Source organism: Bacteroides sp. MSK.20.82 (assembly GCF_019052485.1).
In the GTDB taxonomy this organism is placed as follows: Bacteria; Bacteroidota; Bacteroidia; order Bacteroidales; family Bacteroidaceae; genus Bacteroides; species Bacteroides thetaiotaomicron.
This window is the reverse complement of record NZ_JAHQUN010000002.1, coordinates 325,877-341,595: the sequence shown is the minus strand read 5'-3', so window position 1 is coordinate 341,595 and position 15,719 is coordinate 325,877. Positions and strand designations below refer to the sequence as shown.

Below are 15,719 nucleotides of genomic sequence, written 5' to 3'. Positions count from 1 at the left end.
TCACAGTAAAAAGTCTCGGCATCGGTAAGAGAATAACAGATTTGGATAGCCAGTTCCCCTTCCAGGATGTAAAAAACGCCTCTACACCTAATAATCAGCCAATGCTGATTCAGTAATCTTCTACCTAAGATACTGATCTGGATAAGGACAGATTCCCATTGACTGACAGCTTGTTGCACCGTTTGAGTTTAACAAGTGCCAATTAGGCCGTTCGGATGGAAACTCCAAAAGAACATGGAAAAGAGCATGCAAAAACATACTTTCGGAAAACATATCCAAAGTACTACATTGGCAGTCGTTTAGAGGAAAATGTATTCTTTAGGCGGATTCCAGTATATTAGATTTCCTTTCCTTTTTGTTTAAGAAGGAAAGAGTCAAAGATGTCTCCAGCACTTACTCCTATTGAAATGGTCCGGATTTGATGCCCTTCATTGGGAAAAACAGTTACAGTCATTATATTTTTCTCAATCCTGATAGATATACAGTTATCTTCATATTTTTGCCCATTATCTATTATATTTTCAGTTCCATTGATAGCGTATACCCAAAAACTCTCATAATTATAGTTCATAAAGATATAACTCTTGCCTGCTTGTGGAACTTCTATATTGTTTTTATTATTCCAAATCATAGGGTCCCAATCTCCATCTTTATCCGTACAAGAAAAAAGAAGAATACTTATTGTTAAAAGGAAAAAACTATTTCTCATATCGAAATTATTGAATATTCAAGATTGTACTTATACATTTTTTTGAAAGATAATACTTTTATTAAGTGCGATCAATCACATTTTATGGGTAATTAAAAAATGTATTGACTTTCATTTTCCCTGATTGTTACTCACCACGCACTCGGCACACTTCCCAGTGTGCCTTTTCCTTGTAGGCTTGCAAGGGAGGGGGAGAGTTGCGCCCCCTCTCTCCTTTGTATTTATCCTGTCCCAGACAAGCCTTTTCACGCTATTCCCTGACTGGACGTACAGAAAATCCGCCAGCCCGTCCGAAAATCGCCGACCAAGAACTTCCCGGGCTCTTCCCCCCGGGAGGCGAAACAACATTGTTGCGTAAACAAAGCACCGGAGCTGCATCTCGATTCAATGCTGTTGCTGTCCAATAATAACTGGCGGTAGTTATTATTTGCCCATTTTTATTGCTCCTGCTGAGTGAGTTTGGGAAAAAGAGGGTCCCTCCTGTAATATCCCAATTCCCGGAAACTTTCATCGGTTTACAATAAAAGTAACCACCCTGATTATTGGCAAATAGGGTTATAAATCTATCGCCATTTATATTCCTGTCTGTACTTTGATCATTTCCATTAATTGTAGTTGCCGAGAAGGCTCCTGATGCAGGCAGACAAAAACCACTTGGCGAAGGGTCATAAATGGTTTTACTAACCGATACATCGATACCTGTGCTGCTGGAAGTACTGCATCCCCAAAGATCAACTTTTGTCTCTGAAGTCCAACTCCCATTAGCACGGATAGAATACGAATCGGTGTAAAAAATATGTGGATTTATAATTCCTGTAGATATAGGGACCTGACCTTTTTTAACTTTAAATGTGTAGTCTCCATGAGAAAGTTTAGAGGTCACAGAGGAAGATCCTGTAACTACTCTACCGGGCATCGGGTCTTTACGTCCGAACTGGAAATAAGGATTATTGCCGCTTTGTTTGACGATATGTTCCTCCTGGACAAGTGGCACAATCTTTGTCATCCCAGTCACAGCCTGTGTGAAGCGCACCAGCACCTTCCGTCCGGCATAAGTCGTGGTCTCGCCGTCACACCAGCCGATGTTCACCGGCATCATAGCATATCCTTTGTAATTTTTACTATACATGGTCCGGATATCCTCACCGAGTTTGTAATCCGTAACCCAGACATGCCAGCTCCACATGATTTTCCCATTTCCCCTCACGGCCACAACGGCGTTGCCTTGCCTGATTGTCGATCCATCCACTTTGAACTCCAACCTCTTCTTGTCAGACGAAAGCCGGACCTCTGTCACCAAATTCTCCTCGTCTTGCCAGAGCAGGATAGCATCGGTAGGATTACATTGAGAATTATTATAGATATATGGATTAGAAATCTGTTTATCGAGGTGATTCTTGAAATGCGGCTTATTATAAGCAGGGGTATTGAAATTCCCGTTCTTGATTCCATTGCCGTAAACCAACGGGAGTGAATAGATGCCCGGAGCGTTTACCAGATAACAATTTGCCGTATTCTCCACCGCCTCTTCTCCACTGCTGTTGGAGAGGTTATAGGGTGTTTTTCCCGTTTGGACATTGATGTCTTCTGCTATCTGTAACTTACTGTTGTGCGGGTTTTCTGTCACGCCCTGCTGGGCTTCGGCCGTTGCCCTATGCTGCGATACACCACCATTGCCGCTCTCGGTGAAGCCCGTGAACCAGAAGGGGCGGGAAATTGCATGATAACCACCCACGCCGTCCTCCTCTACAAACTCAGCCGACCATTTCATCTCGACTTTCTGTGAAGAACCGTCCCCACCGGAAACGGTAGCAAAACTACGAACCGTATAATTTACAGCTCCCCCTTCGTGGGTAAAATTACCGGAAGATGTTACGGAAAATTCCGGGACCACAGATATACTTGTCGTGGAAATCCGGTAGGTGATTGTTTTACCCATGGGCCAGCTTTTCCCGGCAATAGAGGTTCTCAGGGTGCGTGATGTCGATGAGAGCCCGTCTGTATAGACAATCTCAATAGAAGCTCCGGAGGGAAGTTGTTGGGGAATCATCATAAAAGTAGTTACTCCACCTGTAATCTCCTCGCCGGGCTGCCCGCTCACTTCTTTGTCGGGGGTCTGGGAAAAGCTCTTCACGCTGCCGAAATCCCGCCAGGAGGTACCGCCCATCGGGTAAACAGCTTTCCCGTACACGTTTTTTAGCGTGATTTTCGTGATACGCCCGGCCAGCATGTCATCACCCGTGACAAATCGCACGGCGGTAAGCACGTGTCTGAAATTCAGGGGAGCTGTGGACGAGGTGTTGCCGGGCATCTCACCGGAAACGGCCACCAGCAGGTCTTTTTGATCCGGGACACCATCCGGGACCGAACAGGTGATTGTCGGGGTCCCCGCCACGTCTTTCCCCGACAGGACGATCCCCTCCCAATTGTAAGGCGCATAGGCGAAGAAACGAATGTTGCGCCCACCCCCGGGCCAGAAGTAAGAGGTTGTCCAGGAAGAGGATTTCGTGACCATGACATTGTACATGTAATCCGGAAAACATGAACTCTCATCCCATGCACCGGAATACACAGAGGCCAGCACACCGAACGAATCGTAGAAGCCCATACCATCGACAGGCGCGGCCCGGGTCAGCACCCGCCCTTCTCCGGCACGGTCGCTCCCGGACAGGAAAGCATGCAGGTAAAGCTCCCGCCCGCCATCCTCCGTCTGCAAGGGTAGTACCCCCAGAAGAGAATCCACCACAACCATATACGTATCCTCCCGATCCCCGCCCGTACGGGTAATCGGCCGTACTGTAGCATCAGATAAAGAGAAACTGATTTCAGGACCCGGATGCATGGTTGTCAACGACTCATCCCGGCACGAACCGAGCAACACCATCACGATTGGCAATACCAGGAGCGCCACCCTCCTAAAAAGCGCGCTCCTGAAAAAACGGTATAAATTCTTTTCCATCGTCATTTACTTCCTTTATTTGTGGTTGTTTTTCCGTACACCACAATGAGAATATCCTCTCATGTACAACAGGAGAACAGATTTTCTACATACCAATATTTTCTGGTTGATCGGTCCAGCCAGTCACATTTACAGTAAACTTGATCGGTCCGCCCAAAATATTGTCCCCAGGCTCGTAATGATCCTCCGGAACCGACGGGTCCACCTCTTTCTCGGGATCGACCTTACCGGCCCCGTTCGAGAAGTCGAGCGTGTAAATGTACTTCTTGCCGGCCTCCCAATTCGTGTTGATAGGAACGGCCACCCAGTCATAGTCAACATTAGGGGAAACCGGATAGACACGTGCCCCCGCCGCTGTAGAGATTTTAACTTTCACAGCCAGATAAGCCCCCGCCGCAGCATTGGTTTTGTCTGTAGTAGCAGCCCATGCAATAAGTTGCTGCGGAATCAACATGGCGTTATCACCGGCCGTTTTCATAATGGAAACAGGCGAATCCGTCAAGGTCTTTTCCTCGTCACAGGCAGCCTCGTAATTAGCCTTCTCCGTATTATTCAAGAACCATGCGTTAGCCTCAAAATCGAACGTTCCTTTAGAAACGGGCTTTCCGATACGCACACCTTTCACCTTGTACACATAACCGTCATTTGCATTTTTGGCCTTGACCTCGATCTGGACCAATCGATGCTCGAATTGCAACGAAACACCTGTCGCTTCATTATTTGTTTTATTACCGGTAGCCTTGATTGTAACGAAATCTTTCTGATCGGTGATACTTGCTTTGGGTGAAAAATCAGTAAGTTTCTGGGTCGTAGAAGTGATTTCCAACGTCCCACCAAGATCAGTTTTTGAAGGCGAGTAGGCATAAAATGTCAGGGTGCTTCCATCTCCGGGCCAATGATAAACAGGATCGGAAACAAAGAAGCTTGTTGATGATTCTTTTGAGAACAACTGATCCGAGAAAAGATTTTCATTGCGTGCGTTCAGGGCAGTCACGTAAATACTACTCATATTCGCCGTGGTCGTTTCCTGGGCACGGGTTCCCATAGCAGCTCGAAAATCAATTGCATTTCCCCTGTTGGTATCCAACACATTTTCTTCCGAACACGATACCATGGCAAGTGCAGCCACAGCAGTTAAAAATAATTGCTTTTTCATACGTAAATAATATTAAATTAAATAAATAAAATTGATTCTTACATTTCTATATTTTCCTCCTCCGTTTCCCACTCGCTGACGTTTGGCCGAAATCCACCGCCATTGGCGATGGGTTTCGGCACGGGAAGGCCGTACAAAAGGATGTGTACGTTACGGGGATCCGGGGCCGTGTGGACCTGCTCCGTTACATCGTAGGTATGTTTCCACTCGCTCCCGTCGGACAAAACGGCATAGACCGTCAGATGATGCATGTTCCGTTTCGAGTGGCATTGTCCGAAAGTGAGCAGCTCCCCTGTAACGATGGTTTTATTATCAGAGATGACTCCGTCGAAAGGTATTGTAACCCGCTCGTCCGTCGTTTCTTCCCTGCCGGCAAATAACCCACTCGCCAAACTTGACAGCACACCACTTATTCCCGACACATATTTAAGATTCTCGGCATTGCGAATCTCTATCGAATAACGACATACAGATACTTTAGGATATAAAGTAATGGTTTGCAACTGTTTTTGAGTCAGCTCTACATGTACTATGTAATCGCTCCAAATCATATCAGGCGGGAGCATTATAGGCTCCGATTCTACCGCTCCGCTTCCATGCATATTCTTTACATCCATCATGTTCATGAAGGCATAACCTGAAGTAAGAGTTGCTTCCCTTGTAGTTACACAAAAAGTTTCCCTTTGCCTCGTGTTCAGGTAGCGAATATTTTCCGTGTCACTGTTTAGGCACAACACGCTATATGCCCCGTTAGAGACACGAAAAGTTCCTCCTTTTCGGTCGGTAAAATCATAACGTACTACCTCGCCGCCTCCGACAGGAAACAAATAGAGCGACATAGATGCCGGATTGGCATCAGGAGCCTTCTGCCAATCAAATATCACTCTTGCATTCACAACATGAGGAATACCATTATAAAGTTCTTTGTGTTCACAAGAAAGCATGACAGCGAGCATCACCACTGAAATAATTGCAAATGCACATTTTTTCATTTTCTGCCTCCTTTCTCATTAAAATAGCCTTTCCCAAGCAGCCAAACAAGTGAGACCTCCGCCTTCGTGGGACCAAACCAATGACGCCGTCCAGTCTCTTTCCAAACATAATATTTATTTTCTGGATAGTATTTTTGAAACTCTCCACCCCAATACCCGGCTCCGATAACAAAATCAAGATTTAAACGATGTCTGATAGGTAAAGAGTAGCCGTACTCTACTCCAACTGTATAATTCATCTTATCCCAAAGTGTACCTCCTGGTATACCACCTATATATCCCCGACTTCCAGTCTCGAAATCATAAGTGAACCCTTGCGAATAAATACCAAGATGATGTCCGGTTAGCGGCTTTTGGTTAGCACGGGAACCGAAATACTTTCTAAAAAACAGTTCTCCTCCGTAAATACGCCAATAATGATGACGTTGATCATTTTTCCACCAGGCGTACATCCAACTCCCTCCAGCTGACCATCCCTTCCCCAAATAAAACTCCATACCCAAATTTGGAACGAGAGCAACGCAATAGAGTAAATTGGTTTTCAGTCCGATATAAATGGAGCGTCCCCCTATAGGTTCAACTGGTTGAAGCGGTATCGAAAGTGGGGTGGATATAGAACCTGTCGAATCATTAAAGAGAGACCGATAAATGGGAATAGCCATTCCCGGTTTCAGTATTCCGACTGAACAAGGTTCATAAACGAAAAGAATCTTTGTCCTACGTAGTTCAGGAAAGAAAAACTTTTCCATATATCGCCAGACCCGTCCTCCATACAGACGCTGTAAACGATTTTTGCGACTGTCAACAATTGCCCCGTCACGAATGACCCACTCGGGAGTGTTGTACAAGATATCCAACACTTCTGTCCGGTGAGGCATGTCAGACATGGCAATCTGTCCCGTCAGACCAATCCAGTCCACTCCTCTGGACTCCATCTTGAAAAAGCAGGTATCCAGTGCCAGTCTTTCTTTTAAATATGTCCTCGCAGCTATACCCCTACGGTCGGAAAGGTATCTGTTAATCTCCGTCCCTCCTTCCGGAGATGCTCCTGAAACGATACAAATCTGGCGTAAGCGGTGTTCCGATTCCTTGTTAAACAGCCTCGTGTGGTGCAGCAAGGAATCGAAGCGGATACCGTTATCCCGAAAGGAGGAAGACAACGTATCATATCCTTGTTGGAAATATAATTTCACGCTTACCGTATCACGGGACACCATCTCCTGCCCAGTCAGATACCTGACATTCGAAAATGGCATGAGAAGTAATAAAAATAACCTTATGTTTATTTTCACCATTCTATATATTATATATTTAAAGTTGTTTTTCTGAAAAGCTATCTGCTTCACTCGATTTTGTTATTGTCATGCAAATGTATTGTTTGCAGGTATAAAAAAAAAGAAACAATTAACTTTTTTTTGCTTATAAGTACTTAAAAATTAATCTTAATAAACTTAAACATACTTTAGGAATGTAGTCTAAATACTTATTTATACTTTTCCTCTATCTTTGCAGTAGAATATTGAGATTAAACGTTTCAAATTAGCATAAAAGTGTGCTTAATCATAATTGAATTTCTTATTATCATTAAAATTATTTGTATGTTTAAATGGTATAATTATATAATTTCCAACTCTATCGAACAAGGAACGCTGATGGAATATCAGCAAAAACGTGTATTTCATGTTTTTCTGGTCCTGCTGGCTTTGTGCATACCAGCATACATGTATATGATCTCTTTTCCCAATAAAATATATTATTATTTAAACGGGGCACTTTTTATTGCAACAATCCTGTTCGTTATAGCCTACTTCACGAATAAAATAAAGTTGAATACCGCTTTCTATTTTATTCTGATTTCAATACATATTGAAATTGGCACGGAGATTATCTATTGTTCCACAATTGACGAATATCCGTATCAAAGATTGTTGATCATGGGCAATATCATTTTATCCGTCTTGTTTACTATGTTTTCCGTGTGTGCCTACATGAGCAAGACCACCATTCAGATATCGCTTATTTCTGTCTTGTCGTACACCGTTTGCGTATTTATCACCAATGGTCCCTTTCTTACAAACTATCTCCCTATCATTGTTATTATATTCACGGTGAAATCCTTGTTCGGTATTTTACTGCACAGAAACATAAGTTGCCTGCAACAGGAGAACGACATGCTGAAAAAGGAGGAGTCAACGTTGCTAAAAGTACTTCAGGTGAATAGGGAAGAATTGTTTGCTCTCGCGGAATTGATAAGTAAGGAAATTTCGGAGGACAATATCAACTCGTTGCTGGATGTTGTCGGGGAAAAGACAAGAAAGACACTTTTTATGGCTCTTCACGCCCATCTCAAAGAAGAAAAGAGTAGGCTTGAAATCATCAGAAAAATATATCCGGAACTCTCTCCATCTGAATTATCCATCTGTCGCCTGATTCTACAGGATAAAACCGTCAGTCAGATATGTGAAGAACTGCATAGGAGCAGCGGCAATATCACCAGTCAGCGTGCGAATATCCGAGCAAAATTTAAACTAAAAAAAGGAGACAATCTAAAGGAATATTTACAGGAACGGATGAAACAGTATGAAGAACAGTACGAATCAACGACATGATCACACTCCTTGTTTATGAGGATTGACTACATGAACTATTGCTAAATCTTTAGTTTCGCAGTAGTTCACATACCATGTTCTAAATCAAAACTCTTTTGAGGAAAAATTGAAGGTTTTAAGTTCTATCCGAAAGTCAATGTTGATTTTTATTTTCTTACAATATCCATCTGTATAAGTTAGGATGTTTTTTCTAGTTTCTTGGGGGAATCTGATGATTTCATGTCTCTGAAAATGTTTAGGTACTGCGCTTTTGAAATAGGAGTTGCTGTTCACTGCACGGGTGTGCCAGTCCTTTTCCTCCCTGCTCAGTTTTCCGCCATTGTTCAGTTTGATACGAAGTCTGTACACTTTGCTGACTTGCAGGTTCTCCAATTTCGGGACTTCCCACGCTACGAATTTTGTTGCTACCATTGCTCTCACATCCGTTTTGTTTTTTGTTTTAATGCGAATTCAAGAGCTGAAGGAGTTGAGTTCGGGCGCTTAAAAAGGTAGGGGAGTGGAGGATGCAAGGTTTTTCGGAAAAATACGACCCGCAGGGTTGGAGATTTTTCCAGAAAACAGGAGGCTTGACCTTGCATTCCCGTCAATTCCCGAAATAACCTTTGCAGCCAGAACGGAAATGGCTGCCAAATGCGGCTGCTGAAAGGCACAAAAATTGAGGGAAACGAAAATAGAGGCAGATCCGGAAAAAACTTCAAGGAGAGAAATCCACAAAACAATAAAATCCAAAAAGAAAAGGAAACACAGCCGGGGAGAGTGAAAACATTCTTCCCGGTTTGCCTGCTGTGGGTGATGGCTTGTTTCATTGATTCTGTCATAATCTCCCGTTTTATTTGTAATTGTGTACTTGAAGAGCTCTTTGAAGGTTACGCAACGCATAGAAATATATTGCAATAGATAACTAACTCAATCGTAACCTATTACCATAATGAGCAAATAACTATGTCCATTCTCAAGAGTTCAGACCTTTTTCATAATTTCATTGTACCAATCCGAATTCTTTTTCCATACATTTCAAACCAACCTGTAGCGGTCGCGACTATACCTTAGTATGGAACTGTCGGTACATGAATATCAATATCTGGTTTCGGAAATAACCCGCGAGACGGGTGCCAAACGGGACGGGAGCGGTAAGAACCTTATCGTTCCGTGCTGCCCGTTCTGCGGAAAGTCGGGCGGCAAGTTCGGTATCTATATCGGCAAGGAGACTGCCCGCCGCCAACCTTTCATGGCCCACTGCTTCTCCTGCGGGGCATCCACCCGTACATTGGAGCGACTTCTGGAGGCTATCGGCCGCACGGACCTGATGGTCTCGCAAACAGCTGACATAGCCTCACCGTTGAACCTGCACCTGCTGGAGGAGGACGAGGCGGAAGAGATAGACGACGAACTGATGCCGGTCGAATTGCCGGACTTTTACAAGCGCACTTTCCGGCATCCGTATTTGCAGCGGCGCGGCTTCTGTTTCGACGATTACGAGTATTTTCCGGTCGGGATAACCGGCAGGCTCAATCCGCGCTACGCGGACTATGTCGTCTTTCCGGTCATCGATGACTGTACGGTTGTCGGCTATGTCTCCCGCCATACCTGGCCGAAAGAGGATATAGACACCCACAACCGCAAGACCAGACATAGCGGCGGGTACAAGATACTGCGTTACCGGAACTCCACAGAAAACGATTTTTCCATACTTCTTTATAACTACGATGCCGTCCGTATGGATGAAACAGATACGGTCATCCTTGCGGAAGGTATTTTCGATGTCATCGCCCTGACCCGCAGACTCGAACTCTATGACAATTCCCATGTCGCAGCCGTGGCCACTTTCGGAAAGAAAATCTCCGATGTCCAGATCTACAAGTTGCAATCGAAAGGCGTGAGAACCGTGGTTATCGGCTACGACAGCGATGCCGTCGAGTCGGTAAAGCGGACGGCGGAACGGCTGAAACCCTATTTCGAGGTTTTCATCGCGGACATTGCCGGTGCAGCCAAGGACTGGGACGAACTCACGGAATCGGAAATCTACGGGATTTTCGCCTGCCGCCTGCTGTCCGTCCTTGAATACAAACTCAAAAAAGTACAGGAAAGATGATACAGAAACTTTTCTCATGGCTCGATGCACAACGGATAACCTATATCCCGGTCGATACGGAAGTGGTGGATATTCCCGGCTTCGGGCGGCTTTTTACGGCCGACCTGTCGGGAGTGGAATCCATCTTCCGCAGCGACGGGGACAGGCTCGTGTTCAACTTGATGGAAAGTCCGGATGTGCTGATGGAAGAAGGAATCTTCCATGTGGCCTTCCCGTTCGGCAGGAACTGGTACTACTATGATCTGCGGGAAGAATTCAGTTTCAACCTGCTGAAATATATCGGCCGCCCCAAGCCCCCGGTACACGATGTACCTTTCGTGAACCTCGGCATCCATACCTCCTACGAGCTGCTGAACGCCTGCGGTTCGCCGGAGGATTTGTGCCGCAAGGCGAAATGGCTCGGGCATACGGCTGTCGGCATCTGCGATCGCAATACAATGGCCGCCACGCTGAACCTTCAGAAGGAGTGCGCCAATACCGGGCTGAAACATATATTCGGCTACTCGCTGACAATGATGCACGAAGAAGAACGTGTCGGGCTGAAGATTTATGCCTTGGATAACGAGGGGCTGCATAATCTGCTGCGCATCCAACGGGCTGTCATGGTCGATTCGAAAGACAACACCCTCCGCTATGAACAGCTGCTGATGTATGCCGCAGGTTGTGTGCCGGTCTTTGCCACCCGTTCAGTCTACTGGATGGCCGGACATTCCAAACAGGTGGAGCGTATCCGAAAAGGAGCCGAAGCGGTCTATTACCAAGTCGACGCCAACGAATACAAGGCGGATCGCATCGACCGAGAGCAACTGGAAGCCCTGAAATATTATTTCGGCAACTGTTATGATGCCGACACGGATTCATTTACAGTAGAACCAGTCCTGATTCCGGACTGCTACTACATGGACAAGGACGATGCAGGGTACAGAATCGTAGTGAACAAGATTGCCACGGGAGCCGCTCATGAACAGAGCGATGACCAGTATTTCAAGACAGCGGATGAATTGTACGACACGCTCCGTCCTCTGTTCTCCGGGCAATGGGACTTCGACTCCCTGTTCAGGCGCATGTGCCGTCCCACGGTGGAGATTGCCGGACGTGCGGACGCCTCATTCGAGACCGGGCGCATGTTCATGCCGGAATACCGTATGCGGCCGGAAGAGCGGGAACGGTATGGCGACCGCCGTACGATGTTCCTCAGACTGCTTGACGACGGGCTGGACCGGGAAGTGCCGGAACCGGAGCGGGAACGCTACAGGGAACGGCTGGACGAGGAAGTCTATATCATTGAATCGACCGACAATGTGGACTATTTCCTGGTGCAGTGGGATATGGTGCGGGAGGCACACCGGAGAGGTATCGCAACCGGTATAGGTCGCGGTTCCGCCGGGGGATCGCTGGTTTCCTACCTGCTTGGCATAACCTCCATCGACCCGCTGAAATATGACCTTATCTTCTCGCGCTTCCTCGTGCCGGAACGCTGCGGGCTCAGCTGGAAAGACGAACTGACGGTGCTTGCCCCGGACATCACACTCGGCAAGGGCGAACGCTATGTGGAAATGGAATCCGAAGGCAAGACTTACCGTCTGTGCACGGATGCCCGGATGCGGGTAATCCGTAACGGAGAAGAGCGGACGATATACGCAGATGAATTGATGTGTGGCGACGAAATCCTTTTTGACCGCCGAGATTGCTTGTGGAACCTAAAGGAACTCGAAACCCATGAATCCGATCTACGAACACCACCGTCCCTATGACGGTTGCGACCTTTACCAGGGCGATGCACTCGATGTGCTGCCCCTGCTGGCTGAAGAAGGCATCACTGCCGACATGGTATTGTCAGACCCTCCATACGGTACGACACATTGCCGATGGGACGCCGTGATAGACATCCCCGGGATGTGGAATGCCGTACAGGGCATATCCAGACCTGACACTCCCATCCTGCTGTTCTGCCAGCATCCTTTTACGAGCCTGCTGGGCAGCTCCAATCTCCGCAGGCTACGGTATGCCTGGGTATGGGAGAAGACGCAGGCGACAGGTTTCCTAAACGCCAGGCGTATGCCGATGAAGGCGCACGAGGACATTCTGGTCTTTTACGACAGGTTGCCGAAGTATCATCCGATCAAGACGGACGGGCACAAGCGCAAGGTCGTGATGGCCGAACACCAGCGGAAATGCGATGCCGGCGAGATATACCGGAAGCACGACAATTTCCGGGATTACATATCCACGGAACGCTATCCGCGCAGCGTGCTGAAATTCAAGACCGACAAGCAACAGTCCTGCCTGCATGCGACACAGAAACCTGTCGCCCTGCTGGAATACCTGATACGCACCTACACCGATGAAGGAGACATTGTCCTCGACTTTGCGATGGGCAGCGGCAGTACAACCGTGGCCTGTCGGAATACTGGACGCCGGTTCATCGGCGTGGAGATAGACCGGGAAATTTTTCAGACAGCACTAAACCGTATAGCCCATGACTGATACCCGGGAAATCTGGGTGGATATCAAGAACTATGAAGGAAAGTACAAGATCAGCAACCTCGGGCGTGTCAAGAGTCTGGAACGGCAAGTTTCGCATGACGGTATCACCTGGACACAATCCGAACGCATCATGTGCCATTGGTGCGGGACGACTTCGCTTTATGACTGTGTCCGGCTCTACAAGGGCGGTGTCGGGAAGAAGTTCTCCGTGCACCGCCTGGTGGCACAGCACTTCCTGCCCGACTGGAATCCGGGACTGGAGGTGAACCATATCGACGGGAACCGCGACAACAACCGTGCGGATAACCTGGAAATGTGTACGCACCAGCGGAATATGGAACATGCCATAGCGGGTGGCCTCAAACGGGATTACGGCGAGAAAAGCGTGAACGCCAAACTGACCAACGGGCAGGCGGAAGAGATACGGGTGAGATATTCCTCCGGCCAGGCTTCCCAGAACAGCCTGGCAAAACAGTACGGTGTCAGCCGCCAGACGGTAAGCGCGATAATACGATACAAGAAATATATCAGATGAAAGTAACACATATAAGAATCAGGAAAGCAGACGGGCCGCTGACGGTCATGGATGCCTTTGTGGACAAAGGACTGACGGAAGGCGGCCACGCTTCGCTGCCGGACATAGATGTCGACTATGCCTCCGACCGGCGGCAGGAGATCAAGGATTACCTGGAAGAACGGTACAACGCGGACGGCCGCCAGCGTGTCTTTTCCGCCGGCACCTTTACCACGATGAAACTGAAAGCCGCCTTGAAGGACGTGGCACGCGTACACCGCGTGCCTCACTCCATCGTGAATTATATCACCGCCATGATAGATGACGGCACGGACTGGACAAGACTGTTCAGACAGGCTGCATCCAACAGGAAACTTCGGGACTTTATCCAGACCTATCCGCTGGTCATCGAGGACGTGCAAGGATTGCTCGGACAGCCCAAAGCGGCCTCCATACACGCCTCGGCCATCGTTGTCACACCGGACACGCGGGACGGCAGGCCCGCCGAATGCTTCGATTTCCTGCCGGTCCGCAAGATGGATGGGGCACTGGTATCGGAGTTCGACGGCTATTCGGTCGATGAGATCGGATTGCTGAAAGAGGATGTGCTGGCGACAAAGGAGCTAGCCAAACTGAGTGCCGTCATCGCGTTGGTCAACCGGAATTTCGGGCAGGAACTCACCATCGGGCGTATCACGCAGGATATGCTGGAAGACGGGAAGACCTACCGGCTGCTCTCGGACGGCAACACGCAGAATGTGTTCCAGTTCTCTTCGCCGGGCATTACCCGGTTTATCCAGGATGTACAGCCGGAGTGTATCGAGGACCTGATCGCCATCAATGCCCTGTACCGTCCCGCCACACTCGACATCGGCGCCACCGATGATTATGTCCGCTTCAGGCGTGGCGAAGTGGCCCCGGTCTATAACTACGGCTGTTATGAAGCGACGAAGAACACTTTCGGAATCATGGTCTACCAGGAGCAGTTCATGTCCGTTGCCCATACGCTCGGGGGATTCGACCCCGGGAAGACCGACTATCTGCGCAAGGCCATAGGAAAGAAGAAAGCCGACCTGATGGCCACGCTGAAAGCGGATTTCATTACCGGAGCCGTCGGAAACGGATGCCCGAACTATGAGGCGGAGGAAATCTGGCACAAGATAGAGGTGGCCGGGAAATATTCGTTCAACCGTTCCCATGCCGCGGCATACGCCCTTACAGCCTATTGCGGGGCATGGCTCAAGGCCAATTACCCCTCGGCATTCTACACGGTGGCCTTGCAATGGGCGGACGACAAGGAGATTCCTTCGTTGATCGCGGAGATGGAACGCTGCTCGTCGGCTAAGATCGTGCCGCCGGACATCAACCGCTCCGGGACGGAGTTCTTCACCGACTATGCCACCGATGAAATCTTCTGGTCGCTTACCCGTATCAAACAGGTCGGTGTCAAGACAGTGGAATACATCGTCACGGAACGCGACCGGGGCGGGGCATATACCGGTATCGAGAACTTCATCCACCGCATATTCCGTTACAAACTCAAGAAATACAGTTACTGGGACGACCCCGACAATGCGGAAGAGGCCGTGAAAGTCCCCGTGAACGCCCGGCATGTCAAGCACATGATCCTTGCCGGATGCTTCGACCGTATCGAAAAAGTCGGGGCGGTTACCGAACGCTGCGCGCTGCTCGAACGCGCCGCACGGGAACTGGGATTCTCCCTTTCTGAAAAAGACTTCCCGCAGGACATGCGCGGGCGGCATTTCTTCTGGTCGCAGCAGCAGATTGCCGTGTCGGGTATAGGCAACATCGATTACCGCCGCATCTTCGACAATTCGGAAGCCCGCGGGCAGGTCAAGGGAAAAGCCTCTTACCTGACTCTGGACGAGGTGGCACGGGACGAGAACGACGGCAGGCGTGCGACTGTCTGCGCCACGGTGGTGGATGTAACCGAACATACCTACAAGGACAGGGAGACGGGAAGCCGGAAGCGTTTCGCCAAGTTGACACTCTCCCAGGACAACCGTCTGGCGGAATGTGTATGCTGGAACGACTATTACATGGAACACCGCACCGAGATACAGTCGCTCAAAGACCGGGTGGTCATCCTCACTGCCGTCATCCGTTACAGCGACTACAACGGCTGCAATACATTGCAGACCTATAAGAACTCATTGTTATTCATTCAATCCTGAAAAGAT

Annotated in this window: 13 protein-coding genes; 6 read left to right on the top strand and 7 right to left on the bottom strand. The window is 48.2% G+C overall.

Annotated elements, in window-relative coordinates; genetic code table 11:
* Window positions 1-337: 337 nt before the first annotated feature.
* The 5 genes from KTR07_RS03585 to KTR07_RS03565 all read right to left on the bottom strand — a co-directional run bounded on the left by KTR07_RS03585 (window position 338) and on the right by KTR07_RS03565 (window position 7,072).
* On the bottom strand, window positions 338-709 hold the full coding sequence (locus KTR07_RS03585) for a hypothetical protein (RefSeq protein WP_121972108.1): 372 nt from the start codon (window positions 707-709) through the stop codon (window positions 338-340).
* Between the two features lie 250 nt (window positions 710-959).
* A complete protein-coding gene (locus tag KTR07_RS03580; RefSeq protein ID WP_217315150.1) occupies window positions 960-3,668 on the bottom strand; it encodes a fimbrillin family protein in 2,709 nt (902 codons plus the stop codon).
* An 85-nt stretch (window positions 3,669-3,753) separates the two neighbouring features.
* Window positions 3,754-4,824 carry a fimbrillin family protein gene (locus tag KTR07_RS03575; protein WP_217315147.1) on the bottom strand — a complete coding sequence of 357 codons (1,071 nt, stop codon included), beginning with the start codon at window positions 4,822-4,824 and terminating at the stop codon, window positions 3,754-3,756.
* Window positions 4,825-4,862: 38 nt separating this feature from the next.
* Window positions 4,863-5,816, bottom strand: a complete 954-nt coding sequence (locus KTR07_RS03570) for a DUF5119 domain-containing protein (protein ID WP_217315145.1) — start codon at window positions 5,814-5,816, stop codon at window positions 4,863-4,865.
* A complete protein-coding gene (locus KTR07_RS03565) occupies window positions 5,813-7,072 on the bottom strand; it encodes a DUF3575 domain-containing protein (RefSeq protein ID WP_254306530.1) in 1,260 nt (419 codons plus the stop codon). Before KTR07_RS03565 ends, KTR07_RS03570 begins: the two co-directional genes overlap by 4 nt.
* Window positions 7,073-7,414: 342 nt before the next feature.
* Between KTR07_RS03565 and KTR07_RS03560 the strand changes: the two genes are divergently transcribed.
* Window positions 7,415-8,425 carry a LuxR C-terminal-related transcriptional regulator gene (locus tag KTR07_RS03560; RefSeq protein WP_121972104.1) on the top strand — a complete coding sequence of 337 codons (1,011 nt, stop codon included), beginning with the start codon at window positions 7,415-7,417 and terminating at the stop codon, window positions 8,423-8,425.
* A gap of 84 nt (window positions 8,426-8,509) precedes the next feature.
* On the opposite strand, the gene KTR07_RS28375 is transcribed toward KTR07_RS03560, so the two are convergent.
* Window positions 8,510-8,845 (bottom strand): hypothetical protein, encoded by a 336-nt coding sequence (locus KTR07_RS28375; RefSeq protein ID WP_298549926.1) that lies wholly within the window; start codon window positions 8,843-8,845, stop codon window positions 8,510-8,512.
* A complete protein-coding gene (locus KTR07_RS03550; RefSeq protein WP_217315143.1) occupies window positions 8,842-9,243 on the bottom strand; it encodes a hypothetical protein in 402 nt (133 codons plus the stop codon). Before KTR07_RS03550 ends, KTR07_RS28375 begins: the two co-directional genes overlap by 4 nt.
* Window positions 9,244-9,476: 233 nt before the next feature.
* Here KTR07_RS03550 and KTR07_RS03545 point away from each other — a divergent pair, with 233 nt between their 5' ends.
* From KTR07_RS03545 to KTR07_RS03525, 5 genes are read left to right on the top strand one after another with little or no spacing between them, the layout of a single operon-like run.
* The gene (locus KTR07_RS03545; protein WP_121972102.1) at window positions 9,477-10,517 is read left to right on the top strand and encodes a toprim domain-containing protein; all 1,041 of its coding nucleotides are present in this window, start codon (window positions 9,477-9,479) and stop codon (window positions 10,515-10,517) included.
* Complete coding sequence (locus KTR07_RS28705; protein ID WP_217315141.1) at window positions 10,514-12,271, top strand: PHP domain-containing protein; 1,758 nt, start codon at window positions 10,514-10,516, stop codon at window positions 12,269-12,271. Before KTR07_RS03545 ends, KTR07_RS28705 begins: the two co-directional genes overlap by 4 nt.
* Window positions 12,237-13,004, top strand: a complete 768-nt coding sequence (locus tag KTR07_RS03535; RefSeq protein WP_121972100.1) for a site-specific DNA-methyltransferase — start codon at window positions 12,237-12,239, stop codon at window positions 13,002-13,004. Before KTR07_RS28705 ends, KTR07_RS03535 begins: the two co-directional genes overlap by 35 nt.
* The gene (locus KTR07_RS03530; RefSeq protein WP_217315139.1) at window positions 12,997-13,539 is read left to right on the top strand and encodes an HNH endonuclease; all 543 of its coding nucleotides are present in this window, start codon (window positions 12,997-12,999) and stop codon (window positions 13,537-13,539) included. Before KTR07_RS03535 ends, KTR07_RS03530 begins: the two co-directional genes overlap by 8 nt.
* On the top strand, window positions 13,536-15,713 hold the full coding sequence (locus tag KTR07_RS03525) for a DNA polymerase III subunit alpha (protein ID WP_217315137.1): 2,178 nt from the start codon (window positions 13,536-13,538) through the stop codon (window positions 15,711-15,713). Before KTR07_RS03530 ends, KTR07_RS03525 begins: the two co-directional genes overlap by 4 nt.
* The last annotated feature ends 6 nt before the right edge of the window (window positions 15,714-15,719 follow it).